Source organism: Ruminococcus sp. RTP21484sp1_RTP21277st1_D2_RTP21277_210401 (assembly GCF_040924225.1).
Lineage (GTDB): Bacteria > Bacillota > Clostridia > Lachnospirales > Lachnospiraceae > Blautia_A > Blautia_A faecis.
In genome coordinates, this window is sequence record NZ_JBCOMJ010000038.1 from 1 (window position 1) to 25370 (window position 25370).

At 44.6% G+C, this 25370-nt stretch carries 25 protein-coding genes, 1 rRNA gene and 1 pseudogene; 23 read left to right on the forward strand and 4 right to left on the reverse strand.

From position 1 onward, the window contains the following. The 6 genes from AB5706_RS19920 to cobS form a co-directional block, all read left to right on the forward strand. Positions 1–126: ribosomal RNA gene (locus tag AB5706_RS19920) — 23S ribosomal RNA — on the forward strand; the annotation flags it as partial. A gap of 248 nt (positions 127–374) precedes the next feature. Then, positions 375–1337, forward strand: coding sequence for a glycosyltransferase family 2 protein (locus tag AB5706_RS19925; RefSeq protein WP_148463346.1), 963 nt, complete (start codon positions 375–377; stop codon positions 1335–1337). Continuing rightward, positions 1321–1737: a GtrA family protein gene (locus AB5706_RS19930; RefSeq protein WP_173771960.1), complete on the forward strand. Its 417-nt coding sequence runs from the start codon at positions 1321–1323 to the stop codon at positions 1735–1737. The genes AB5706_RS19925 and AB5706_RS19930 overlap by 17 nt, the downstream gene beginning before the upstream one ends. Continuing rightward, the gene (gene cobT / locus AB5706_RS19935; RefSeq protein ID WP_368366287.1) at positions 1734–2786 is read left to right on the forward strand and encodes a nicotinate-nucleotide--dimethylbenzimidazole phosphoribosyltransferase; all 1053 of its coding nucleotides are present in this window, start codon (positions 1734–1736) and stop codon (positions 2784–2786) included. The genes AB5706_RS19930 and cobT overlap by 4 nt, the downstream gene beginning before the upstream one ends. A gap of 1 nt (position 2787) precedes the next feature. After that, the gene (locus AB5706_RS19940) at positions 2788–3330 is read left to right on the forward strand and encodes a bifunctional adenosylcobinamide kinase/adenosylcobinamide-phosphate guanylyltransferase (RefSeq protein ID WP_118583346.1); all 543 of its coding nucleotides are present in this window, start codon (positions 2788–2790) and stop codon (positions 3328–3330) included. After that, positions 3317–4081, forward strand: a complete 765-nt coding sequence (gene cobS, locus AB5706_RS19945) for an adenosylcobinamide-GDP ribazoletransferase (protein WP_330590186.1) — start codon at positions 3317–3319, stop codon at positions 4079–4081. The genes AB5706_RS19940 and cobS overlap by 14 nt, the downstream gene beginning before the upstream one ends. Positions 4082–4117: 36 nt before the next feature. On the opposite strand, the pseudogene AB5706_RS19950 reads toward cobS, so the two are convergent. Next, positions 4118–4165: pseudogene (locus AB5706_RS19950) on the reverse strand (DUF6783 domain-containing protein); the annotation flags it as partial. A gap of 8 nt (positions 4166–4173) precedes the next feature. On the opposite strand from AB5706_RS19950, the gene AB5706_RS19955 reads away from it, so the two are divergent. The 17 genes from AB5706_RS19955 (at position 4174) to AB5706_RS20035 (ending at position 21119) form a co-directional block, all read left to right on the forward strand. Continuing rightward, on the forward strand, positions 4174–4335 hold the full coding sequence (locus tag AB5706_RS19955) for a DUF6783 domain-containing protein (protein ID WP_373119401.1): 162 nt from the start codon (positions 4174–4176) through the stop codon (positions 4333–4335). Then, on the forward strand, positions 4271–4651 hold the full coding sequence (locus AB5706_RS19960) for a bifunctional adenosylcobinamide kinase/adenosylcobinamide-phosphate guanylyltransferase (RefSeq protein ID WP_148463350.1): 381 nt from the start codon (positions 4271–4273) through the stop codon (positions 4649–4651). The genes AB5706_RS19955 and AB5706_RS19960 overlap by 65 nt, the downstream gene beginning before the upstream one ends. Further along, complete coding sequence (locus AB5706_RS19965; protein WP_118583352.1) at positions 4644–5237, forward strand: histidine phosphatase family protein; 594 nt, start codon at positions 4644–4646, stop codon at positions 5235–5237. Before AB5706_RS19960 ends, AB5706_RS19965 begins: the two co-directional genes overlap by 8 nt. A gap of 108 nt (positions 5238–5345) precedes the next feature. Beyond that, positions 5346–5459 (forward strand): DUF6783 domain-containing protein, encoded by a 114-nt coding sequence (locus tag AB5706_RS19970; RefSeq protein WP_368072567.1) that lies wholly within the window; start codon positions 5346–5348, stop codon positions 5457–5459. A gap of 158 nt (positions 5460–5617) precedes the next feature. After that, complete coding sequence (ssnA, locus tag AB5706_RS19975; protein WP_118583354.1) at positions 5618–6955, forward strand: putative aminohydrolase SsnA; 1338 nt, start codon at positions 5618–5620, stop codon at positions 6953–6955. A 2-nt stretch (positions 6956–6957) separates the two neighbouring features. Then, positions 6958–9957 carry a putative selenate reductase subunit YgfK gene (gene ygfK / locus AB5706_RS19980; protein ID WP_173771964.1) on the forward strand — a complete coding sequence of 1000 codons (3000 nt, stop codon included), beginning with the start codon at positions 6958–6960 and terminating at the stop codon, positions 9955–9957. Positions 9958–10175: 218 nt separating this feature from the next. After that, positions 10176–12758 carry a selenium-dependent xanthine dehydrogenase gene (gene xdh / locus AB5706_RS19985; RefSeq protein ID WP_173769657.1) on the forward strand — a complete coding sequence of 861 codons (2583 nt, stop codon included), beginning with the start codon at positions 10176–10178 and terminating at the stop codon, positions 12756–12758. Positions 12759–12761: 3 nt separating this feature from the next. Continuing rightward, positions 12762–13253, forward strand: a complete 492-nt coding sequence (locus AB5706_RS19990) for a 4Fe-4S binding protein (protein ID WP_173718091.1) — start codon at positions 12762–12764, stop codon at positions 13251–13253. 10 nt (positions 13254–13263) lie between these two features. After that, positions 13264–13365: a DUF6783 domain-containing protein gene (locus tag AB5706_RS19995; RefSeq protein ID WP_306467715.1), complete on the forward strand. Its 102-nt coding sequence runs from the start codon at positions 13264–13266 to the stop codon at positions 13363–13365. Positions 13366–13646: 281 nt separating this feature from the next. Further along, complete coding sequence (gene xdhA, locus AB5706_RS20000) at positions 13647–15920, forward strand: xanthine dehydrogenase subunit XdhA (protein ID WP_173771966.1); 2274 nt, start codon at positions 13647–13649, stop codon at positions 15918–15920. 17 nt (positions 15921–15937) lie between these two features. Then, positions 15938–16924: a xanthine dehydrogenase subunit XdhB gene (gene xdhB, locus AB5706_RS20005; protein WP_173771968.1), complete on the forward strand. Its 987-nt coding sequence runs from the start codon at positions 15938–15940 to the stop codon at positions 16922–16924. Continuing rightward, complete coding sequence (gene xdhC, locus AB5706_RS20010) at positions 16921–17412, forward strand: xanthine dehydrogenase subunit XdhC (protein WP_118583364.1); 492 nt, start codon at positions 16921–16923, stop codon at positions 17410–17412. The genes xdhB and xdhC overlap by 4 nt, the downstream gene beginning before the upstream one ends. A 376-nt stretch (positions 17413–17788) precedes the next feature. Then, positions 17789–18610, forward strand: coding sequence for a selenium-dependent molybdenum cofactor biosynthesis protein YqeB (gene yqeB / locus AB5706_RS20015; protein ID WP_173771970.1), 822 nt, complete (start codon positions 17789–17791; stop codon positions 18608–18610). A 148-nt stretch (positions 18611–18758) separates the two neighbouring features. Then, on the forward strand, positions 18759–19484 hold the full coding sequence (gene yqeC, locus AB5706_RS20020; protein ID WP_173771972.1) for a selenium cofactor biosynthesis protein YqeC: 726 nt from the start codon (positions 18759–18761) through the stop codon (positions 19482–19484). Further along, the gene (locus AB5706_RS20025; RefSeq protein ID WP_173771974.1) at positions 19481–20191 is read left to right on the forward strand and encodes a nucleotidyltransferase family protein; all 711 of its coding nucleotides are present in this window, start codon (positions 19481–19483) and stop codon (positions 20189–20191) included. Before yqeC ends, AB5706_RS20025 begins: the two co-directional genes overlap by 4 nt. 317 nt (positions 20192–20508) lie before the next feature. Further along, positions 20509–20808, forward strand: coding sequence for a BMC domain-containing protein (locus AB5706_RS20030; RefSeq protein WP_173771976.1), 300 nt, complete (start codon positions 20509–20511; stop codon positions 20806–20808). 23 nt (positions 20809–20831) lie between these two features. Further along, positions 20832–21119, forward strand: coding sequence for a BMC domain-containing protein (locus AB5706_RS20035; protein WP_173771978.1), 288 nt, complete (start codon positions 20832–20834; stop codon positions 21117–21119). Positions 21120–21239: 120 nt separating this feature from the next. Here AB5706_RS20035 and arcC read toward each other — a convergent pair whose 3' ends face one another. From arcC to AB5706_RS20050, 3 genes are all read right to left on the reverse strand, one after another. Continuing rightward, complete coding sequence (gene arcC / locus AB5706_RS20040) at positions 21240–22187, reverse strand: carbamate kinase (protein ID WP_179988296.1); 948 nt, start codon at positions 22185–22187, stop codon at positions 21240–21242. 287 nt (positions 22188–22474) lie between these two features. Continuing rightward, positions 22475–23668, reverse strand: coding sequence for a knotted carbamoyltransferase YgeW (ygeW, locus tag AB5706_RS20045; protein WP_118583376.1), 1194 nt, complete (start codon positions 23666–23668; stop codon positions 22475–22477). A 356-nt stretch (positions 23669–24024) separates the two neighbouring features. After that, entirely contained in the window at positions 24025–25335 is a 1311-nt protein-coding gene (locus AB5706_RS20050; RefSeq protein WP_173718092.1) for a YgeY family selenium metabolism-linked hydrolase, read from the reverse strand. Positions 25336–25370: the final 35 nt, after the last annotated feature.

Sequence of the window (25370 nt, forward strand, 5' to 3'; positions counted from 1 at the left end):
CTCAAGATGAGATGTCCCATTCGAAAGAAGTAAACCCCCTTGAAGACGACGAGGTAGATAGGGCAGGGGTGGAAGTGTGGCAACACATGGAGCTGACTGTTACTAATAGGGTGAGGGCTTGACCAAAAATCGCAAGGTTGTAAAATGATTCCATTAGGATGTAACATGTATGTAGTTTTGAAGATACAGAACGGAAACGGTAGCCGGTTGGTTATCGTTTTTTTGTTATTAAATTCTGAAGAATATCAATTAAGGTTGCCTGCCCACTGGATTTGTAATATAATGGGAACGTTGAAAAATCGAAAAGAATAAGATCTGCTGTCACGTTTTAAACATAAATATACAAGGCTGTCAGCAGAGAAGAGGATGAAAAAATGAGCAGATTATCAGTGGTTTTGCCAGCTTATAACGAAGAACTGATGGTAGGAAAAACCTGTCGTGTTCTTCATGAAGTATTAGCAGAAGCCGGCATTTCCTACGAACTAGTTGTTGTTGACGATGGCTCAAAAGACAAAACCTGGGAAGAAATCACCAAAGCCGGAGAAGAAGATGGAAATGTTCTTGGCGTTCATTTTTCCAGAAATTTCGGAAAAGAAGCAGCAGTATATGCAGGAATGGCCCAGGCTACAGGAGATGTGGTGGCAGTTATGGATTGTGACCTACAGCACCCGCCGGAAACTTTGATTTCCATGTACCATCTCTGGGAGCAGGGATGGGAAGTAATCGAAGGCGTAAAGAAATCAAGAGGAACGGAAAGTCTGCTTCACAAAGAGAGCGCTGGCTTTTTCTATGGAATCATGTCCAAGGCTACAGGTGTGAATATGCAGAATGCTTCGGATTTCAAAATGATGGACAGGAAAGCAGTGAATAGTATTCTTTCTATGCCAGAACGAAATATGTTTTTCCGTGCGACCTCATCCTGGGTGGGATTTAAGACCACTTATGTGGAATTTGAGGTGCGGGACAGAGAAGCTGGACAGTCTAAGTGGTCTACCTGGTCCTTGATAAAATACGCGTTTACCAATATTGTGGCTTTTACCACAGCACCGTTGCAATTTGTAACGGTCGTAGGAGGGGCATGCTTTGGATGCTCCCTGATTTTGATTATTTATTCGCTGGTACAATTTTTTGCCGGCAGAGCGGTAGAGGGATATACAACTACCCTTATCGTTCTTTTGCTTATTGGAAGCGCTATTATGCTCAGTCTTGGAATCATCGGCTATTATATTGCAAAAATATACGAAGAAGTAAAACGGCGTCCACGTTATATCATTTCCCAGATTCTTCGTGGAAAAGAGGATGTCTATCAGGAGGTAAACCATGACTGCTCTCATTAAGAAACTGTATGCCAGTGATGTGGTACGTTATGTGTTTTTTGGAGGATGTACTACACTGGTGAATTTGGTGAGCTTTTTTCTTCTGCGCCAGGCAGGAGTTCAAAGAGATCTTGCAAATGTGATCTCGATTATTCTGGCAATTCTTTTTGCTTATGTGGTAAACTCTAAATTTGTTTTTCAGGACAAATGCGAGACTTTGAAAGACCATATCCGTCCATTCTGCAAATTTGTCGGAGCGAGAGGTGTAACAATGGTGATCGAAGTAGCAGGCGTATGGTTCTTTGCAGAGATCATACACATGAATGATATGGCCGGCAAATTTATCACCCAGTTTGTAGTTCTGGCATTAAATTACATATTCAGTAAATTCCTGGTATTTACCAGCGGGAGGAAATCATGACATTAGAAGAAACACTTAAACAGATAAAGCCTCTGAATGAGGAAAAAATGAAAACAGCCAGAAGACGATGGGATAGCATCGCCAAGCCTCTCCATTCCCTTGGAAAAATGGAAGATCTGATTACGCAGATCGTTGGAATTACAGGGGATGAGAAAGTGGATCTTGGAAAAAAGGCTCTTGTTGCCATGTGTGCAGACAATGGCGTGGTAGAAGAGGGGGTTACCCAGACAGGACAGGAAGTCACTGCAATTGTAGCAGATAATTTTGTAAAAGAAACCACTACCGCATGTGTAATGTGCCACCAGTGTGGAGTGGATGTAAAGCCAGTAGATGTGGGAATGGTAAGAGATACTACAGCACGTACAGATCTGAAAGTTATGTATGGAACCCGCAATATGACGAAAGGTCCGGCTATGACAAGAGACGAAGCCATAAAGGGAATTGAAGCAGGAATTGCTATGGTAGAAGAACTGAAGGCTCAGGGGTATCGTCTTTTTGCAACTGGTGAGATGGGAATTGGAAATACCACAACCAGCAGTGCAGTTGCATCTGTGCTTCTGGGGCAACCTGTGGAAACCATGACTGGCCGTGGTGCAGGACTTTCCAGCGATGGGCTTACCCGCAAGATTCAGGCGATTAAGAAAGCCATTGATTTAAATAAGCCGGATGCAAAAGATTCCATAGACGTGCTTGCAAAAGTTGGAGGTCTTGATATCGCAGGAATGGCAGGTGTGTATCTTGGTGGAGCTGCATTACAGATTCCGGTTCTTATTGACGGTTTTATTTCCGGAGTTGCCGCACTTGTAGCAGCCAGACTTTGCCCGGAGGCAGCGGATTATATGATCGCCAGTCATGTGTCAAAAGAACCGGCAGCACTTCTTGTTCTGGATGAGCTTGGAAAAGAAGCTGTGCTTCATGCTGACATGTGTCTTGGGGAAGGCACTGGAGCCATTGCCCTTTGTCCGTTTCTTGATATGGGAGCTACTCTTTACAATACATTAAGTACATTTGATGATATTCACGTGGATCAGTACGAGGAGCTGAATTAATATGATGACAGTCGTGACCGGAGGAAGCGGAAGCGGAAAATCTGCTTTTGCAGAAGATAAAATAGTATCTTTTGGACCGGCAAAAAGAATCTATATTGCAACCATGCATCCATATGACGAGGAAAGTCATAAGCGTGTGGCACGTCATCGGAAAATGCGTGCAGGAAAAGGATTCGAGACAGTTGAATGCTATACCGGATTGAAGAATCTGGATTTCCCGGAAAATGCTGTGGTTCTTCTGGAATGTATGTCCAATCTTGCCGCTAATGAGATGTTTGAGGAAAAAGGGGCTGGTGAAAAAACTGTGGAAGCCGTTTTGGAAGGCATAAAAAAGTTGAGTAGCCAGGTACGTCATCTGGTGATTGTCACGAATGAGATTTTTTCCGAAGCAGCCAGTTATGAGGGCGATACCATCCGCTATCAGGAATATCTGGGGATAATCAATCAAAACATTGGAAAAATGGCTGATGAGGTGGTTGAAGTAGTATATGGGATTCCAATCTGGCATAAAGGAGGAAAAATCATTGAAAATGCTGTGGAATAATTTTAAAGTGGCATTTGCCATGTATTCAAAAATCCCTATGCCAATGGCAGACTGGAACAAGGAGAATATGAAATATACATTCTGTTTTTTTCCTTTTATCGGCCTGGTAATTGGAGCGCTTTCTTATCTGGTAGGATGGGCAGGCGGAAAATTTGGATTTAATCCGTCTTTTGTCTCAGCAGTTCTTGTACTGGTTCCGGTAATGGTGACAGGTGGAATCCATGTAGATGGTCTTCTGGATACTTCGGATGCATTAAGCTCCTGGCAGGAAAGGGAGAGACGTCTTGAAATTCTGAAAGATTCCCATGCCGGTGCATTTGCGGTTATTACAGCCTGTGCTTTTTTTCTGATATGGTATGGAGCTTACAGTCAGTTGTGGACGGACAGGCGGGCACTTTTGATTATGGCTCTCGGATTTATGGTTTCCAGATGTTTGTCCGGAATCAGTGTCATGATGTTTCCAAAGGCACGTAAAGATGGAACTGTAGCAGAATTTTCCAGAAAAGCAGAAGATATGATTGTGCGAAATGTGCTGATCGTCTATCTTGGAATTCTGCTGGCGGTGATGATATGGATCCAGCCTGTGATGGGTATTCTGGCATTTGGAACTGCAGTACTTGTTTTCCTTTATTATCATTATAAAGCAATGAAATATTTTGGCGGGATCACAGGTGACCTGGCAGGATATTTTCTGTGCCTTTGTGAGGTGGGAATGGCTGTTGTACTGGCTGTTGTTTCTGTATTTATCTAGACGTGTCTGAAAAATCATTCCCGCAATCTGCACGCCCCACTTTGCGGTATATTTTGCCCGAATTCGGTTGTCGTAGCCTGCTATGCGCCCTCATCCGGGCAAAATCTCCCACAAATTGTGACGTACATCTTGCAGAAAGTCTTTTACAGACACGCTCCGGGAACTGGGAAAAAAGGAGAAATTGTAACAATGGAAATGATCATTGGAGGTGCTTTTCAGGGAAAGAGCACATATGCAAAAGAACATCATCCTGATGTCTGCTGGAAAAAGGGAGCCGATCTGGAAAAAGAAGAGCTTATGAATGCAGAGGGCGTCCTTGATTTTCAGGAGTATATCAAAAAAGAATTAAAAGCAGACAAAGATGTGGCCAGACTGGCAGAAGAATTATGGGAGAAAAATCCGGATATCATTCTGGTAAGTCAGGAAGTAGGATACGGCGTTGTCCCCATGGATGCTTTTGACCGGAAATACCGGGAGGCAGTGGGAAGAGTCTGTACGGATCTCGCATCAAAAAGCAAAAAGGTAATACGTGTAGTATGTGGAATTGGGACGGTGATCAAAAATGCTTAAACTTATTCTGATTCGTCATGGGGAAACCCAGGGGAATAAGTTAAAAAGATATATAGGAAAAAGAACGGATGAACCTCTTTGTCCGGAGGCTGGGAATATGCTGGCGCAGCTTGCTTATCCGGAGGTACAGGCAGTTTATGCAAGTCCTATGATCCGCTGTACCCAGACTGCAGGAATCCTTTTTCCCGGAAAAAAGCTGAATATTATTGATGAGCTTGCAGAATGTGATTTTGGAGAATTTGAAAATAAAAATTATCAGGAACTGGACGGAAATGAACATTACCAGTCCTGGATCGATTCTGGTGGACTATTGCCATTTCCGGGAGGAGAGAGCAGAGAGGAATTTAAAAGACGCAATGTGACCGGCTTCCAGAAAGCTGTAAATGGTTGTCTCCGTAATGGGATTTCTTTGGCAGCACTTGTGGTGCATGGCGGTACGATCATGAATGTTATGGAAGAATATGCAGACGAAGACCGCTCTTTTTATGACTGGCATGTGCAGAATGGCAAAGGCTATGAGGTGGAAATTGATCCTGAATTATGGAAAAAGGGCCGGAAATTCTTGCATGTGATCCGGGAGTTATAAAGATACATATACGAATAATGCAGATGGAAAATCAGCTATGGATTAGAGCTTGTTTGAAAAATCCATTAATAGAGAGAACAAGGCAGTTTGTTTAATTGACAGACTGCCTTGTTTTCATGTTTATGCAGACTGCGGGCAAAATCTCCCTCGAATTGTGACGTACAGCTTGTAGAAAGCATTTTCAAACGTGCCCTAGAGCGTGTTTTGGCTGTGATCAGTTAGTTTGTTTGAACAAAAATTTTGAGAAACCCAAAAATATTTTTAGATTTCCTATTGAAATTTATATGGGAATGTGTTACATTATCTGTATAAAATATCCTAAAAAATGTTGAATTGTGCTATTTGATTCAACAATTTTAACAAGTAAAGGAGGATGCCATATGCTTATTATTGGTAATGGAAGAATGATCACACGGGACGCATCCAAGGCATTTATAGAGAACGGTGCAGTTGCAATGGATGGTAACACCATAGTTATGGTGGGGACTACAGATGAGGTGAAGAAGGCATATCCGGATGGAGAATTTGTAGATGCCAGAGGCGGAGTTATCATGCCTGCATTTATCAATACCCATGAGCATATCTACAGCTCTTTTGCCAGAGGTCTGAGTATTAAAGGATATAATCCCAAGGGCTTTCTGGATATTCTGGATGGACAGTGGTGGACTATTGACCGTCATCTTACCCTGGAGCAGACCAGACTTTCTGCGATGGCTACTTACATCGACAGTATCCGGAATGGTGTAACGACTGTATTTGATCACCATGCAAGCTTTGGACATATTACCGGTTCCCTCAGTGCTATTGAGTCAGCAGCTAAGGATCTTGGTGTCCGTACCTGCCTTTGCTATGAAATTTCCGACCGTGACGGCATGGACAAGTCCAGAGAATCTGTAATGGAGAATGTGAACTTTATCAAACACGCACTTGCAGATGACAGCGACATGATCGCTGCTATGATGGGTATGCATGCATCTTTCACTATTTCCGATGAGACCATGGAATTGTGTAACGAACTGAAACCAGACGGTGTTGGCTATCATATTCATGTTGCAGAGGGAATCTATGACCTTCATCAGTGCCTGAAGGAGCACAGCAAACGAATTGTAGACAGACTTTACGATTGGAATATTCTTGGACCGAAGACGCTTCTGGGACATTGTATTTATATTAACGAGCATGAGATGGATTTAATTAAAGAGACTGATACCATGGTTGTCCACAACCCGGAATCCAATATGGGAAATGCCTGCGGATGTCCGCCTACCATGGAATTGGTACATAAGGGAATCGTTACGGGACTTGGAACTGATGGATACACCCACGATATGCTGGAATCCTGGAAGGTTGCCAATATCCTTCACAAGCATCATCTCTGCGATCCAAATGCTGCATGGGGTGAGGTTCCCAAGATGCTCTTTGAGAACAATGCAATTATTGCCAACCGCTACTTTAAGAAACCACTTGGTGTTCTGAAAGAGGGGGCAGCTGCCGATGTAATCGTAATGGATTACAACCCGCTTACACCTATGAGAGCAGACAATGTAAACGGACATCTTCTGTTTGGAACTACAGGACATGACGTTGTGACTACTGTATGTAACGGCAAGGTTCTTATGAAAGACAGGGAAGTGCTGGTTTGTGACGTAGATAAGGTTATGGCTGACTGCCGTCAGTCTGCACAGGAACTGGCTGACGATATTAACGGAGGAAAATAAATATGAGCGATATGATGACATGTATGCCTTTCGGGCAGCTGATGGACTGGGTCCTTCAGGAGAAAAAAGGGCAGGACACTGTATTTGGGGTACATCGCCCATACACAGCAGATCCGAAGAATGATATGACTATTTTTACCAGAAACCTGGAGACACCAGTGGGACCGGCAGCAGGTCCCCATACCCAGCTGGCACAGAATATCATCGCTTCTTATTATGCAGGAGCCCGTTTTTTTGAGCTGAAGACAGTTCAGAAGATGGATGGCGCAGAGCTTTCAGCATGTGTGAATAAACCGTGCATTCTTGCAGATGATGAGGGATATAACTGCGAATGGTCAACTGAGCTGACTGTTCCGGACGCGATGGGCGAATACATCAAGGCATGGTTTATCCTTCATGTGATTGCAAAAGAATTCGGTTTGGGTGCACAGGATGGGTTCCAGTTTAATATTTCCGTAGGATATGATCTTGCAGGAATTAAGGGAGAAAAGGTCAATACCTTTATTGACGGAATGATGGAAGCAAAGGACACTGTTATTTTCCAGGAATGCAGAAAATGGCTTTTGGACAATGCTGACAAGTTCCAGAACTTTACCAGAGAAGACATTGAAGCAATCCCATCTAATGTCTGTAATTCTGCTACGATCTCCACACTGCATGGATGTCCTCCACAGGAGATTGAGAGCATTGCAAATTATCTGCTTACAGAGAAACATCTGAATACCTTTGTAAAGTGCAACCCGACCCTTCTTGGCTATGATTTTGCAAGAAAGACCATGGATGAGATGGGATATGATTATATGGTATTCGGCGATTTCCATTTCAGAGACGATTTGCAGTATGAGGATGCAGTTCCTATGCTTACACGTCTGATGAAATTATCCGACGAACTGGGCCTGGAATTTGGTGTAAAGATTACCAATACGTTCCCGGTTGACGTTACCCGAAATGAGCTCCCAAGTGAAGAAATGTACATGTCCGGCAAAGCTTTGTTCCCGTTGTCCATTTCCCTTGCAGCCAAACTTTCTGCTGAATTCGCAGGAAAACTTCGAATTTCCTATTCCGGAGGTGCAGATTATTACAATATTGACAAAATTGTGGGATGCGGTATCTGGCCTGTAACTATGGCTACCACCCTTTTGAAGACAGGCGGCTATCAGAGATTTACCCAGGTAGCGGATAAGGTGGAAGGAATCTGCCCGAAGAAATGGGAAGGAATCGATGTGGATGCACTGAAGAAGCTGGCAGCAGATGCTATTACTGATGGGCATCATGTGAAGAACATTAAGCCGGTTCCGAACAGAAAGAGCACAAAAGAAGTTCCTCTTCTGGACTGCTTCTATGCACCGTGTTCTGAAGGATGTCCAATCCATCAAGATATTCCACAGTATGTAGCACTGACTGGTGAGGGTAAATATAAAGAAGCACTTGAAGTGATCCTTGAGAAAAATGCCCTGCCATTTATTACAGGCACCTTATGTGCACACAACTGTATGACAAAATGTACCCGTAATTTCTACGAAGAATCCGTAAATATCCGTGGCACCAAGCTGACAGCAGCAGAGCATGGCTATGAGCAGCTGATCGGTGAGATCAAGGCTGGCGAGCCAAACGGTAAGAAGGTCGCCGTAGTTGGTGGCGGTCCTGCAGGTATTGCAGCTGCTTACTTCCTTGCAAGAGAGGGCGCAGCAGTTACCATTTTTGAAAAAGAAGAGAAAGCCGGCGGCGTGATCCGTTACGTGATACCTGGATTCCGTATTGGAGACGCTGCTATTGACAAAGATATTTCTTTCATCCAGAAGATGGGTGTAGAGATCCGCACAAATACAGAAATCACTTCTGTGGCAGATCTGAAAGCACAGGGCTATGATGCTGTGATCCTGGCAATTGGAGCTGGCAAGCCTGGCACTTTGAAACTGGAAAAAGGTGAGACCGTTAACGCTCTGAAGTTTCTTCGTGATTTCAAGGCAAATGATGGTAAGCTGAATATTGGCAAAAATGTAGTTGTAATCGGCGGCGGAAACACTGCTATGGACACTGCAAGAGCTGCGAAACGCACAGAAGGTGTAGAGCATGTTTATCTTGTATACAGAAGAACCAAGCGCTATATGCCAGCTGCAGAGGATGAGCTTCTGGAAGTTCTGGAGGAGGGCGTTGAGTTTAAGGAACTTCTTTCTCCGGTAAGTCTTGATGGCGGCAGACTGCTCTGCAAGAAGATGAAGCTCGGCCAGATGGATGCTTCCGGACGTGCAGGTGTAACCGAGACTGCAGATGTGGTAGAGGTTCCGGCTGACACCGTGATCGTAGCTGTTGGAGAAAAGATTGATACCGATTTCTACACTGCCAACCAGATCGCAGTGGATGAAAGAGGAAAAGCAAAGGTCAACGATAAAACTCTTGAAACCAGCGTGAGTGGTGTCTATGTTGCCGGAGACGGCGCCAGAGGCGCAGCAACTATCGTAGAGGGAATCCGGGATGCACAGCTGGCAGTGAAAGATATTCTTGGCAAAGAGATTACCAGAGATGCAGCTGTGACAGGTGATGTGAAAGACTGTTTCGAAAAGAAAGGTATCCTGAAGCACAGCAAAGAGGCGAAGACAGAGGAAGAGAGATGTCTTACCTGTAACAAAGTCTGTGAGAACTGTGTAGATGTGTGCCCGAACCGTGCCAATATTTCCATCAAGGTTCCTGGAATGGCTATGAATCAGGTGATTCACGTAGATTATATGTGTAATGAGTGCGGCAACTGTAAGAGCTTCTGCCCATACGCAAGTGCACCATACAAGGATAAATTTACTCTGTTTGCAAATGAGAAAGACATGGCAGACAGTAAGAACGATGGTTTTGTTGTTCTGGATAAAGAGAATAAGACCTGTAAGGTCAGATTTGTAGGCCTGATCACAGACTGCAAGGCAGACGATCCGGCAGATAAACTGTATGACGGTTTGAAGAAGCTGATCTGTGCAGTGATCGATGATTATGGATATTTGATAACTAAATAAGGTAATAGAAATACTGTCCACAGCTTTTTAAGGGCTGTGGACAGTGTCTATATTTTGACAGGCAGCGAGCCGAAGTATGCTCATGCATAAGATCTTGGTGACTGTTGCGATAATTTGGGAAACCTTCAGAATGTGTTTCTCATAGTTCACTGTGAAAGTTTAGGAGCGCAGTTAAAAGCATCTGACTTTCATGGGGGGAGTAGAAAGGAGAGTCCAACATGGCAGTATTTACAGTCAATGGCCAGAGGGTAGAGACGAAAAAAAATCAAAAGCTGCTCAGATTTCTCCGTGATGAGTTACATCTGACTTCTGTAAAAGATGGCTGTAGTGAGGGTGCCTGTGGAGCCTGTACAGTGATTATCGATGGCAGAACCTGTAAGGCCTGTGTGCCGGATACAGATCTGCTGGATGGCAGAAATATCATTACAGTAGAAGGTCTGACAGAGTGGGAAGAAAAGGTATATACGTATGCATACGGAAAGGCTGGTGCTGTACAGTGCGGCTTTTGCATTCCTGGCATGGTAATGTGCACGAAAGCTCTTCTGGATGTGAATAAAGAGCCCACTGATGAAGAAATCAAATATGCCTTGCGTAACAATTATTGCCGTTGTACCGGATATGTAAAAATTATAGATGCAGTACGGATCGCGGCTAAAGTTATGCAGGAGGGGACACTTCCGGAAGAAATTAACAACGACTGGCATATTGGCTCCCGTGTAGCAAGAATCGATGTTGGGGAAAAGGTTCTTGGTACCGGAAAATATCCAGACGATTTTTACCTGGATGGTATGCTTTATGGATCAGCACTGAGAAGTAAATATCCGCGTGCAAGGGTGCTTTCCATTGATAAGACCAAGGCACTGGCACTTCCTGGGGTAGAGGCAGTTGTTACGGCGGAAGATATTCCAGGAGAGAATAAAATCGGACATTTGAAGCATGATCAGTATACCCTGATTCCGATAGGAGGGCTTACCCATTATCTGGGAGATGCCATTGCACTTGTAGCAGCCAGAGATAAAGAGACTGCGGATAAGGCAGCGAAGCTGATCCAGGTTGAGTATGAGGTGCTTCCTCACATTCATACGATTGAAGAGGCAGCGAAACCAGATGCACCAAAGGTATTTGATGAGGAAGAGAACAATATCTGTGCATATAAACATATCAGCCGGGGAAATGCAGCAGAGGCTATAAAAAATTCCAAATATGTGATTTCCCATCATTTTGAGACACCATGGACGGAACACGCATTTCTGGAACCGGAATGTGCCGTGTCTTTTTATGATGAAGACGGAGATGTTTTTGTATATTCCACAGACCAGTCAGCACACCAGACGCTGCACGAATGCAGCTTAGTTCTTGGTACAGACAAAGTAAAGGTACAGAATGCGCTGGTAGGCGGCGGATTTGGTGGTAAGGAAGACATGACCGTGCAGCATTTAAGTGCGCTTCTTACTTATGTGACGAAGAAACCGGTTAAGATGAAGCTTACAAGAGCAGAATCCCTGCTGGTTCATCCTAAGCGCCATCCTTTTTATATGGATATGACCATGGGCTGTGATGAAAATGGAAATATCATGGGAGTAAAGGCAAAGGTTGCCGCGGATACAGGTGCATTCGCATCTCTTGGCGGTCCGGTTCTGGAGCGCGCATGTACCCATGCAGCAGGTCCTTATCACTACGAAAACTTTGAAATTGAGGGAACAGCTTACTATACCAATAATCCGCCGGCAGGAGCATTTCGCGGATTCGGAGTTACCCAGACCTGTTTTGCGACAGAGACACTTCTGAATATGATGGCAGATAAGGTGGGAATCACTCCCTGGGAAATTCGTTACCGCAATGCGATCCGGCCCTGGGAAACACTTCCAAATGGTCAGATTGTTGACGCTTCCACAGGTCTTGTGGAGACCTTAGAAGCGGTACAGCCGAAATATGAAGCTGCGTTGGCAGCAGGAAAAGCGGTGGGCATTGGCTGCGCCATGAAGAATGCGGGTGTTGGTGTTGGAATTCCGGACACTGGCCGCGTGAAACTGATTTATGAAGAGGATAAGAAGCTTCACATCTACTCAGGAGCTTCCTGTATTGGACAGGGGCTTGGCACAGTACTGACCCAGATGATCGTGAGTAATACAGATATAAAAAGAGAGGATATCATTTACGAGCGCAGCAATACCTGGATTTCACCAGATTCCGGAACTACATCCGGTTCCAGACAGACATTGATCACCGGTGAGGCTTGCAGAAGAGCCTGTGAGAAACTGATGGAGGATAAAAAAGCAGGATTAAGCGTAGAAGATATGATCGGTAAGGTTTATTATGCAGAATATCTTGCGAAGACCGATCCTCTTGGTGCAAATGTGCCCAATCCGGTATCCCATGTTGCTTATGGATATGCTACCCAGGTTTGTATTTTGGATTCCAAGACAGGTAAAATTGAAGAGATAGTTGCTGCTCATGATGTGGGAAAAGCGGTAAATCCTTTGTCCTGTGAGGGGCAGATCGAGGGTGGTGTGGTAATGTCCATAGGATTTGCCCTGCGGGAAAAATATCCCATTGATGAGAACTGTAAACCTATTTCCAAGTATGGTTCTTTAGGTCTTTTCCGTGCACATGAGATTCCGAAGATCGATGCCATTGTTATCGACAAGCCAGGCCTTAAGGTTGCTTGCGGTGCTATTGGTATTGGAGAAATTACATCCATTCCCACCGCACCCGCAATAGCAGATGCCTATTTCCGAAGAGATGGTGTAAGGCGTTACAGCCTTCCTCTTAGTGAAACACCATATGAAAGGAAGGGATGAGAGATGGCAGTAAAGAAGAAATTTCCGTATCGGTCAGCTGTTGTGGCATGTAATGGGGGGTGCAGGGTTACAGCAGGGGACAATGGATGCAAAGATGGATGTATTGGCTGTGGAGCCTGTGTGGAGAAATGTAAATTTGGCGCTATTTCCCTGAATGAGTATGGTGTGGCGGAAATAGATGAAGAAAAATGCATTGGCTGCGGGGCATGTGGGAAGGTATGTCCACAGCAGATCATTCATGTCCATGAATGTGCCAATTGGATCGTAGTAAAATGCTCAAATAAGAGTAAAGGGGCAGAGGCAAAAAAACAGTGTGAAGTCAGCTGTATTGGCTGTGGAATCTGCGAGAAGACCTGTACGGCCGGGGCAATCCGGGTTACAGATAACTGTGCAGTGATAGAAGAGTCTGTCTGCCTGAGCTGTGGAATGTGCGCAGTGAAGTGTCCAAGACATGCGATTTACGATCTGCGGGGGATTTATACGGCGAAAAATTAGAGAAGCGATTATGACAGTTACGCAATATTCCATGGCGAAATATACCGCAAAGCAGGGAATGAAGATTGCGGGAATGATTTTCCAGACATGCTCCAGGCTGATAGAGCTTTGAATTTGCAGAAATTTCAAAATTATACAGATAAAACAGCTAAATTATTTATAAAATTATTGCAAAACACCGGTGAAATATGATACAATAATTTTGCATTGAAAGAATATTTTGTACAATATTTTTTAGGTTGAGACGGAAAGAGAAGAAGCATAAGGGGCCGACGATCAGTTCAAAGAAGAACCGTAAACTTGTTTTTTGAACGGCGTCGGCCATTCCTTTATGAGGGGGTAAAGGGCGGATTGGAGGCATCCGCTGCAAAAAATATAAAGAAGGTGAAGCATATGATTGGAAAGAGTGTTCCAAGAGTAGACGCTTATGAGAAAGTGACAGGACGTGCGAAATTTACAGATGACCTGATTCTGAATAAGTGTCTGGTAGCCAGGGTTTATCATGCAAAGATCGGAAACGGCGTGGTAAAAACCATTGACACCAGCGAAGCAGAGGCTCTGGACGGCGTAGTAAAGGTAGTTACCTTTAAGGACGTACCGAATCATTGTTATCCCACCCCAGGACATCCCTGGTCCGTGGAGCTTGCTCATCAGGATGTGGCAGACCGTAATCTGCTCACCGGACGAGTACGGTATTATGGCGATGATATTGCAGCTGTAGTAGCCGAGGACGAAGTGACAGCTTCCCGGGCATTGAAGCTGATCAAAGTAGAATATGAAGAATATCCGGTGGTCGTGAGCCCGAAGATTTCCATGCGTGGAACGGAGCATCCCATTCATCTTGACAAGAAGGATAATATTCTGGCAAGATCCAGCTTTGCGATCGGAGATGTGGACAGCGCAATGGAGAAGGCTGCCGCGAAGCTGAAAAGAAGTTATAAGACACCTATTGTCCAGCACTGCCATATTGAGAATAATATTTCTTACGCCTATATGGAAAAGGGCAGGGTCGTGGTGGTTTCTTCCACACAGATTCCCCATATTGTGCGCCGTATTGTTGGCCAGGCACTTGGAATCCCCTGGGGGCAGGTACGTGTGATCAAGCCTTATGTAGGCGGTGGTTTTGGCAACAAGCAGGAGGTGCTTTATGAACCTCTGAATGCATTTCTCACCATGCAGGTGGGCGGTCGTCCCGTGAAGATCGAGCTTACACGTGAGGAGACCTTTACCAATACCAGAACCCGTCACTCCATTGAATATGACATGGAAGCAGGCGTGGATGAAGAAGGACATCTTCTTGCAAAAGAGATGACTACCTATTCCAATCAGGGAGCTTATGCATCCCACGGACATGCCATAGCAGCCAATGGTCTGACGGCCAGCAGACTTCAGTATGCATGCCCAAATATCCGAGGGGAAGCTTATACCGTCTATACCAACTGTCCTACAGCAGGGGCGATGAGAGGATATGGTATTCCTCAGGTTTGCTTTGCTACGGAGAGCTTTATGGATGATATTGCTTATGAAATCGGTATGGATCCGCTGGAATTCCGCAGAAAAAATCTGATCCATGGCTATTATGAAGATGCCTATCTGAAGCCAATCGCAGCGAATACCAACGGTATTTTTGAGTGCCTGGAAAAAGGAGCAGAGTATATTCACTGGGATGAGAAACGGAAAGCATATCAGAACCAGACTGGCGATATCCGGCGTGGAGTTGGTATGGCACTGTTTTCCTATAAGACTGGTGTATGGCCAATTTCTCTGGAGATTGCAGGTGCAAGGCTGTCTCTGAATCAGGATGGAAGTGTACAGCTGCAGGTTGGTGCTACAGAGATTGGACAAGGCGCGGATACTGTATTTTCCCAGATGGCAGCAGAGACCTTACATATGGATATTTCCAGGGTGCATATTGTAACCCAGCAGGATACAGATGTGACGCCTTTTGATACAGGTGCGTATGCTTCCAGACAGTCCTTTGTCACCGGTACAGCCGTGAAGGAATGTGCGCAGCAGCTGAAGCAGAAGATCTTAGAATATGCCAGAACACTTGTTCCAGGTAATGTGGACCGGCTGGAACTGGAGGATGGTTATATTCTGGCAGATGGCAAGCCTGCGATTTCCCTTGAGGATCTGGCTATGGAGAGCTATTACAGTCTGAGTAATTCTTCTGTCCTTACAGCAGAGGTTTCCAGACAGGTGAAGAAGAATACAGTTGCCAGCGGCTGTTGTTTTGCGGAAGTAGAAGTAGATATGAAACTTGGCAAGATCAAGGTTCTGGATATTGTGAATGTTCATGACAGTGGAACCCTTTTGAATCCGCAGCTTGCAGCAATGCAGGTTCATGGCGGCATGTTTATGGGAATCGGTTATGGAGTTTCTGAGCAGCTTCTTATCGATGAGAAAACAGGAAGACCATTAAATGGGACTTTGCTGGATTATAAAATGATGACAATGATGGATACTCCGGATCTGACTGCTGAGTTTGTAGAGCTGAACGATCCAATGGGTCCATATGGAAATAAAGCCCTTGGCGAGCCTCCTGCAATTCCAAGTGCACCGGCCATCCGGAATGCTGTGCTTCATGCAACTGGCATCGGCTTTTCTGAGATTCCTCTGACACCGCAAAGACTGATAGACGGTTTTACAAAGGCCGGACTGATCTGAGAAAGGGGGCATGAGGAATGTACGATATTGAAAATTATTATAATGCAGAGACCATTAAGGAAGCGGTAACTCTTCTGAAGGAGCATCCGGATGCAAGGGTGATTTCCGGGGGAAGTGATGTGCTGATTAAGATCCGTGAGGGCAAAATGGCCGGTACATCTTTAGTGAGCATTCGTGATATTAAGGAAATCAAGGGAATTCGGCAGATGGAGTCTGGTGATATTTATATTGGAGCAGGAACTACTTTTTCCCATGTGACCAATGATCCGGTGATTCAGAAGCTGATTCCGGTTTTGGGGGAAGCAGTAGATCAGGTTGGCGGACCTCAGGTCCGCAATATTGGTACTATTGGCGGAAATGTCTGTAATGGTGCGGTCAGTGCGGACAGTGCACCTACACTTTTTTCACTGAATGCCATGCTGCGGATCGCAGATGGAACTGGTGGACGGATGGTTCCTATCAGGGATTTCTATCTGGGACCTGGTAAGGTGGATCTGCATCAGGGAGATGTGCTCACCCACATTGTGATCCCAGGGAAGGATTATCAGGGATATCATGGATTTTATATTAAGTATTCCATGCGAAATGCAATGGATATTGCGACTCTGAGCTGTAGTGTAGTCAGCAGAATCGATCCTCTGAAAAAGGTTCTGGAGGATGTAAGGATCACCTTTGGTGTAGCTGCACCCGTGCCGTATCGCTGTATGAAGGCGGAAGAGGCGCTGAGGGGCATGAAAATTGGCGAGGAACTTTACCAGAAGGTGGAAGAGCTGGTAAGGGAAGAAATCAATCCCAGAGATTCCTGGCGAGCTTCTAAGGCGTTCCGACTGCAGATTGGCGGAGAAATCGCGAAGCGCGCGTTGAAGGAGAGTGTTCGCAGGGGAATGGTGACGGGAGTTGTAGTGCCGGATGTCCGGACAACTTCAGGCGAAAATATAAGTGCAAATGGAAAAATTTATCCTTCATCTGATGCTGAGAATGTAACAGGAGGTGAGCAGTCATGAAAAAGGATATGCGGCTGGTACAGTGTACCGTAAACGGAAAAGAGGTAGCTGAGTATGTGGACGTGAGAGAATCTCTTCTTGACATGCTGCGAAACCGCCTTGGGCTTACCTCTGTGAAGAAAGGCTGTGAAGTAGGTGAATGCGGTGCCTGCACTGTGATCATTGACGGTGAGACCATTGACTCCTGTATTTATCTGGCAGTCTGGGCGGAAGGAAAGAATATCCGCACCTTGGAAGGTCTTGAGAAAAACGGCGAACTTACCAGGATTCAGGAAGCTTTTATTGAGGAAGGCGCCATCCAGTGCGGATTCTGCACACCAGGCTTTGTTATGTCTGCCACAGTGCTTCTTGAGCGGGGCGAGAAGCTTACGAGAGATGCTATCCGCAAACATATGGCAGGAAATCTTTGCCGCTGTACAGGGTATGAGAATATTGTGAATGCAGTGGAGAAGGTGAATAAGGAGAATATGACAGCTGAGGGTAAATAATTTAAGTGCTACTGTTGTTACTGTTTACTGGTGATATTCCGCGTGCTGTTTTTTGTGAACGTAGTTCACAGAAAACCCGAGAAGTGCGGCGCGAAATCATGCGAATGCATGATTTCTGTGCATCGCGAAGCATGTTGCTGTGAACGGAGTGAACAGTAATCTATTGTTCGTGGGTTCTATATTAAAAATGTATTTTATACTATACTGTAAATGGAAAAAATGTTATAATATTAATTGCGAAACAATATTGTTATGAAATTGATTAAATCGAATAAAAAAATATTAACATGTATCAATATTGTTATAACACAAAAATATCAGAGGGCGGGGACTTCCCCGCCTTTTCTAAAATATTAAAAATGGGTAGGAAAAAAGTATGAGTGACAAGTGTATAATAGTCCGTGGCGGCGGAGATTTGGCAAGCGGCGTGATCCACAGGCTGCATCGCTGTGGCTATCGTGTATTGATCTTAGAATGTGAAAAACCAAGTGCAATCCGCAGAAAGGTAGCGTTTTGCGAAGCTGTGTATGATGGGACAGCAGCAGTAGAAGGGATTCTTTGCAGAAGAATAGATTCTCTGGAAGAATGTGGGCAGGTCTGGCAAGCAGGGGAAATTCCACTTATGGTCGATCCGGCAGGTAATTGTATTATTGAACTTTCCGCGCAGGGCAAGGTAGCTGCTTTGGTAGATGCAATTCTTGCAAAGAGAAATCTTGGAACTTCAAGAAATATGGCACCCCTTACCATTGGTCTGGGACCAGGCTTTTCAGCCGGGGAAGACGTGGATTACGTTGTGGAAACCATGCGAGGTCACGATCTTGCCAGAATCATCACAGAGGGACCGGCCATTCCAAATACTGGTGTCCCCGGAATGGTAGGCGGTGTCAGCAAAGAACGTGTGATCCACTCCCCGGGGACCGGCAGAATCCATAATATGGTCCATATTGCCGATATTGTAGAGAAAGGACAGATTCTTGCCTACGTGGGAGAAACCTCTGTAGAAGCCTCTATAACAGGCGTATTAAGGGGAATTATAAAGGAAGGCTACAATGTTCCTGTTGGAATGAAAATTGCCGATATCGACCCCAGAAAAGAGGAGAAGAAGAACTGTTTTACCATTTCGGATAAGGCCAGATGTATTGCTGGAAGTGTGGTGGAGATCTTGCTCAGTGAGGGTGTATTGCCAAACACGCTCTAGATCCTGTTTGGTCGCATTGCATTTATTAACATGTTTTCGCTTGGGAAATGTTATGAAGCCTATGTACTTTTTATAGAATTGTTTTTTAAGGTTACGAAGTCAGGCAATGAATCATTGCATGAAAATAATTGGCGTGAAGGAGGTCAGGATGAAAAGATACAGATATTTTCTGGACTTATTAAAACTCGATATAGAGAAATACCCAGTGATCGCTGTAGTTGGTGGTGGTGGAAAGACAAGTCTGATTTACCGTCTGAATGAAGAATTACAGGCTTTGGGTAAAAAAGTGATTATTTCCACAACTACCCATATGGCATATGATCCCATGCTGCCTCTGGTAAAGAGTACTGATCTTGAGCAAGTCTCGGAAATGTTGAAAGAACACGGTTTTGCAGCAGTTGCCGATATTGAAGAAACTTCTGGAAAAATGTGTGCCATAGAGGAAACAGCATTGAAGAAACTGGTTCCTCTTTGTGATGTTATGCTGATCGAAGCAGACGGAGCGAAACGAAAACCCTTGAAGGTTCCAGCTGACTGGGAACCAGCAATCCCGGATTTTGCAGACGTAGTAGTAAGTGTGATCGGTCTGGACTGTCTTGGCAAACCCATCTGTGAGACCGCCCACCGTGCCGAATACACCAGCTCTTTTCTTGAAAAAAATCTGGAAGCACCTGTTACCGAAGAAGACATAGAAAAAATAGCAACATCTGTTCACGGTTTGTATAAAAATGTAGACCATAAAGTTTACCGTGTATATTTAAATAAAGCAGACATATTGCCCGATTCTTCTCCGGCAGAGCATATAGTAGAAGACCTGACAAAGCAAGGCACAATAGCTGCATATGGCAGTTTAAGAGAGGCAGAAAAAATATGAAGATTGCATTGATCATGCTGGCAGCTGGAAACAGTCGGCGGTTTGGAAGCAATAAGCTTTTATATGAAATTGATGGAAAGCCCATGTACCGGCATATTCTGGAGAAGCTGATGATCGTGGCAGAATGGCTTGAAGAAACAGAGTGTATTGAAAAAGTGGAATGCGGTGAACATTTGGAAAAGCAGAATGAGGAAGGCTATAAAGAAGAACATATAGAATGCAATAAAGTAATTGTACCTCTTGGTGAAATAAAGGGGAAATTATTTAAACAGAGAGATTGCTATAAAAGAATAACAGTAGTCACCCAGTACGAAGAAATAGAGCAGGCCGCAAGATCCCTGGGTGTAAACGTATACATCAACCCTCATCCGGACGAGGGAATCTCCTCCTCACTGAAAATCGGCTTAAAAGCCAACTTAGACGTTGATGCTTGCCTTTTCACCGTCTCCGACCAGCCCTGGCTCACCACCGCCACAATTCGCCAGCTCATCACCCTCCTAAAAACATCAGGCAAAGGAATCGCCTGTGTCTCCTGCGAAGGAAAACTTGGAAACCCCTGCATTTTTACAAAAAAATACTACGACTCCCTGCTCTCCATTAATGGAGATAAAGGTGGTAAAGCTGTGATAACCGCACATAGAGATGATACAGCTGTTTTGAAAGTGAATGATGTGAAGGAACTTACCGATATGGATGTTAAATTGTAAAGAACGCTCTCTTTAAGAGCTATTGTCTACTATAAGATATTTCCGAAAAAATGAGCAAAAGTATTGAATCTTTTATACACGGAAGCAGTAGGAAACGACATTTAAATATAAAATGTGGGATTTTGTTGTATTTTGTGAATTTGTGTGAGATTCCAGCCAGAAATTACTTGTAATTATGATAAAAACAAGGTATACTAATGGAAAAGAAAGCAGTCGGGAGAAGTGTTTTTATTTCTGCTTGCAAGAAGAGTTCCGTGGGTGTTTTACGTGAACAGAGTGAGCAGTACCCCATTTTCCCGTCTTACAAGGAGGATAAAATGGCAGATAACTATGACGGCATGGCAGTTGGGGTGTTTGAACTGGATAACCTGGTAGCCTGCTTTGTGGCTCTTGATGCAGCATCCAAGGCTGCAAATGTAAAGATCCAGAGCGTAGAGAGAAACCGACTGAAAAGTGGAGCCTGTGTAAAAATGCGCGGTAGCGTTTCCGATGTAAATGCAGCTATGGAAGTGGTATTGGAGACTGCGAAGCCCCTTGGTAAAATCGTTTCCCATACGGTAATTGCATCCCCCACGGCAGACACGGAGACAGCACTTAAGATGACCATTAACAAATAGAACATGTCAGGAGGAGATAGAAGATGTCTTATGGAGCATTAGGATTGGTAGAGGTTCTGGGAAGCTGCAATGCAGTAGTTGTCCTTGACCAGATGCTGAAAACATCAGATGTAGAATTCCGTACCTGGCATACCAAGTGCGGAGGTCATGCAACTGTATTTTTAAGCGGTGATGTAGCCGCAGTGAAGGCCGCTGTAGATGCTGTGAAAGAGAATCCGCCTTGTGAAATCGTGGCAGCAGCCGTGATTTCAGCACCATCAGAAGAAACAGCGCGATTGGTGGAAGAAGAGGAAGAGAAACATCATAAATGATTTTTAAACACGCTCTGGCGTATAAAAAGGGTATGGTGTAAACCATACCCTGCTAAGTAATCTAAGTGACCTTTGAGGTCAAATTCTATTATTGGTGACTCTATCAGTCCCAGACACTTCTTACAAATGAATCTGTGTCCCTGTCTTTCCCATAATACCATCTTTTGCCTTTTCCAACAGCGTGATCATAGCTGTGCGGCCGGTGCCGGAGCTTGCAAAGTCTACGCAGGCCTGAACCTTCGGCAGCATAGATCCAGCGGCAAACTGACCTTCTTCAATGTATTTTCTGGCCTGGGAAACGGTAAGATCGTCCAGCCACTTCTCATTTTCTTTGCCAAAATTAACGGCAACTTTTTCCACAGCCGTCAGAATGATCAGCATATCTGCATCCAGCTGCTTTGCAAGCAGACAGCTTGCGAAATCTTTGTCAATGACAGCAGAAGCACCTTTTAGATGGTGACCTTCTAAGGTGACCGGGATTCCACCTCCGCCACAGCAGATAACGATCTTGTTGGCATCTACAAGGCTGTTGATGGCATCCTGCTCTACGATTTCCACTGGCTTGGGAGAAGCAACCACACGGCGGTAGCCGCGGCCTGCATCTTCTTTCATAACATGCCCGTAGGCTTTCGCCTGGAAATCAGCTTCTTCCTTGGTAAGGAATTTACCAATTGGTTTGCTTGGATTTTCAAATGCAGGATCCTCAGGATCGACACGAACCTGTGTGACAACGGTGACAACCGGTGTACGCATGAAGCCACGCTTGCGAAGCTCTTCACGGAGTGCGTTCTGAAGGTCATAGCCAATGTAAGCCTGGCTCATAGCTACACAGACAGAGAGCGGAGTGTTTGGCTGTGCCTGATCTTCGTGGGTAAGCGCAGTCATAGCGTTGTTGATCATACCTACCTGTGGTCCATTTCCGTGAACCACAACTACCTGGTGACCTTCCTCAATAAGGTCGCAGAGCGCCTTTGCAGTAGATTTTACTGCTATCATCTGTTCTGGAAGTGTATTTCCAAGTGCGTTGCCGCCAAGGGCAACCACGATACGTTTTCTTTTATATATCATAAAAACCTCCTCTGATAAATATTTAGGAAGGAGTAAACCAGAGTTTGTTTAAAAAAATCATTCCTGCGAATTGCGATAAATATTCCGCAGAAAGCCTGTGTGGGCGATACTCTAATATAATCACTTCTATAAATATTATCGTAAACAATCTATATAATGGCAATTTGATAGTTACTGGTCGCGGAGTGAACAGTAACATTTGATATACTAAAAATATATCAAGTATAAGAAATACCATCAAAATGAGAACAAAAAAGGGCTGTATTCCTACAGCCCCCTGAAAAGCATTATTCCATAATTCTCGGAGCAGCCTTTACTTCCAGTTTTTTCAGGATATCCTGTGGGTTTTCAAATTTGGAGAGCATGATCATTGCTGCAATTACATATGGTTTGAAGCTTGCTTCTTTATAAAGCGGGATACGGTAACGGTCAAATACGCTTGCATCAACCTCACCGGTCTCACAGCTTACGCCTGTAATATCAGCTGGCAGACAGTGCAGGTAAAGCGCTTTGCCGTCCTTGGTAGTCTTCATAAGTTCTTCTGTGCAAGCCCAGTCTTTGTGCTCTGCGTTCTGAGCAAGAAGCTCTTTCTCCAGTTTATCGATTCCGTCGAAGTCGCCTTCACCATAGAGATTGGTACGTTTTTCCATTGCTGCAAATGGAGCCCAGCTCTTTGGATAAACGATATCAGCATCTTTGAATGCTTCTTCCATGCTGTTTGTCTTTGTGAAAGAACCGCCGGACTTCTCAGCATTTTTCTTAGCAATTTCCTCAACCTCTGGCATTACATCGTATCCTTCCGGATGCGCCAGAACAACGTCCATACCGAAACGTGTCATAAGTCCGATGACACCCTGTGGAACGGAGAGTGGTTTACCATAGGAAGGAGAGTAAGCCCATGTCATAGCAAGCTTTTTGCCTTTCAGATTCTCGACACCGCCAAATTCATGGATGATGTGAAGCATATCTGCCATACACTGGGTAGGATGATCAACGTCACACTGAAGGTTTACAAGAGTAGGTCTCTGCTCAAGAATGCCATCTTTATTTCCTTCTGTTACAGCATCCATAAAATCTTTCTGATAAGTATGTCCCTTACCAATGTACATATCATCACGGATACCGATTACATCAGCCATGAAGGATACCATGTTGGCTGTCTCACGAACGGTCTCACCGTGTGCAATCTGGGATTTCTTCTCGTCCAGATCCTGTACCTCAAGTCCAAGAAGGTTGCAGGCAGAAGCGAAGGAGAAACGGGTACGTGTGGAGTTGTCACGGAAAATGGAGATTCCAAGACCACTCTCGAATACTTTCGTGGAGATATTGTGCTCTCTCATGAAGCGGAGAGCGTCAGCAACTGTGAAAACAGCTTCCAGTTCCTCGTCTGTTTTATCCCATGTCCAGAAGAAGTCGTTGTTGTACATTTCTTTGAAGTTAAGGCTGTTAAGCTTGTCGATGTAATCCTGTAATGTTTTCATGAATTTTCTCCTTATATAAATAAAATTTATCTGGTACAGAGAATATTAAGGAACCGTTATATTGATTGGTCTGATTTTTCAATACTGGGTCAATATCGCAGATACTTAATTTTCGCTGTACTGGTTAATTGTGAAAAGTACTATGTGTAAAGTGGAGGTATGGAGCAGACACATTGTAACAGCTGTCTGCTCCAAGGGTGTGCAGCTTGCGGAAAAGCGTTTGGGGCACACGTATAACCTCATGGCAGTTTATAATTTCTGATAACGATTCACAGGTACTGTTACGCAAGGTGTGTAGCTCTGAACGTGCGGAACAGTTGCAGTTTCTGTAGTTCTGATAAACAGATATTTCCGGATTATTTACAGTAAGCAGTAGGAAGTGCTGCGTAAACAGCTGCACATCTTACCAGATCATCTTTCCATGTTTTCTCGTTTGGAGCGTGAGCCTGTGCCTCTGCGCCAGGTCCAAATCCGATGCATGGGATTCCGTTACGTCCCATAATGGAAACACCGTTGGTAGAGAATGTCCACTTGTCGGTAAGAGGACGGGCTTTTCTCATAGCTTCTGTCTCAGCATTGCCCATACGCTCTGTGCCATACAGATTGTGGTAAGCTTCCTCAAGAGCAGAAGTAACCTTGTGATCCTTCGGGATTACCCATGTTGGAAAATAGCACTCGATTGGATATACCAGCTCTGTCCAGGATGGACGGGAGTACTCATACATGGAAACCTTAACATCGTCACCATACTTTTTGACAGATGGAAGTGCGCGGATCTCATCCAGGCAGCTCTCCCAGGTCTCACCTGCTGTCATACGACGGTCAAGGGAAACGGCACAGGAGTCGGCAACTGCACAACGGCTTGGGGATGTGAAGAAAATCTCAGAAGTAGTAACCGTACCTCTTCCAAGGAAGTTTGCTTCTTCCCATTCCGGGTTATATTTCTTATCCAGCATTTTTACAAGACCTTTGATCTCGGTCTCATCTGCAGCATCATTTTCATTTAATGCACGAACATCCTGAAGGATGTCAGCCATCTTATAGATTGCGTTGTCGCCACGCTCAGGAGCAGAACCATGGCAGGAAACACCTTTTACATCAATACGGATCTCCATACGTCCGCGCTGTCCACGGTAGATACCGCCGTCTGTAGGCTCTGTGGAAACAACAAATTCCGGACGAACCTTGTCTTCGTTGATGATGTACTGCCAGCAAAGACCATCGCAGTCCTCTTCCTGAACAGTTCCTGTAACAACAACCTGATATTTGTCATTAAGAAGACCAAGATCTTTCATGATCTTAGCACCGTAAACAGCAGATACGATACCACCCATCTGATCAGAAGTTCCACGTCCGCCGATCTCAGTCTCAGTCTCAAATCCTTTATAGGGATCGAATTCCCAGTTGGTTCTGTTTCCGATACCTACAGTATCAATATGTCCGTCAAAACCGATGAGAGTGCTTCCAGTTCCCATATAGCCAAGGATATTTCCCATTGGGTCAATCTCAACTTTATCAAAGCCAAGCTTCTCCATCTCTTCTTTAATACGCATTACATGATCCTTCTCACCGCAGCTCTCGCCTGGAAAGTGAACCAGATCACGAAGAAATTTGGTCATATCTGCTTCATAATTCTGTGCAGCTTCTTTGATTTTGTTATAATTCATAACTTTTTACCTCCGTTTTTTGTAAAAAAGTATCA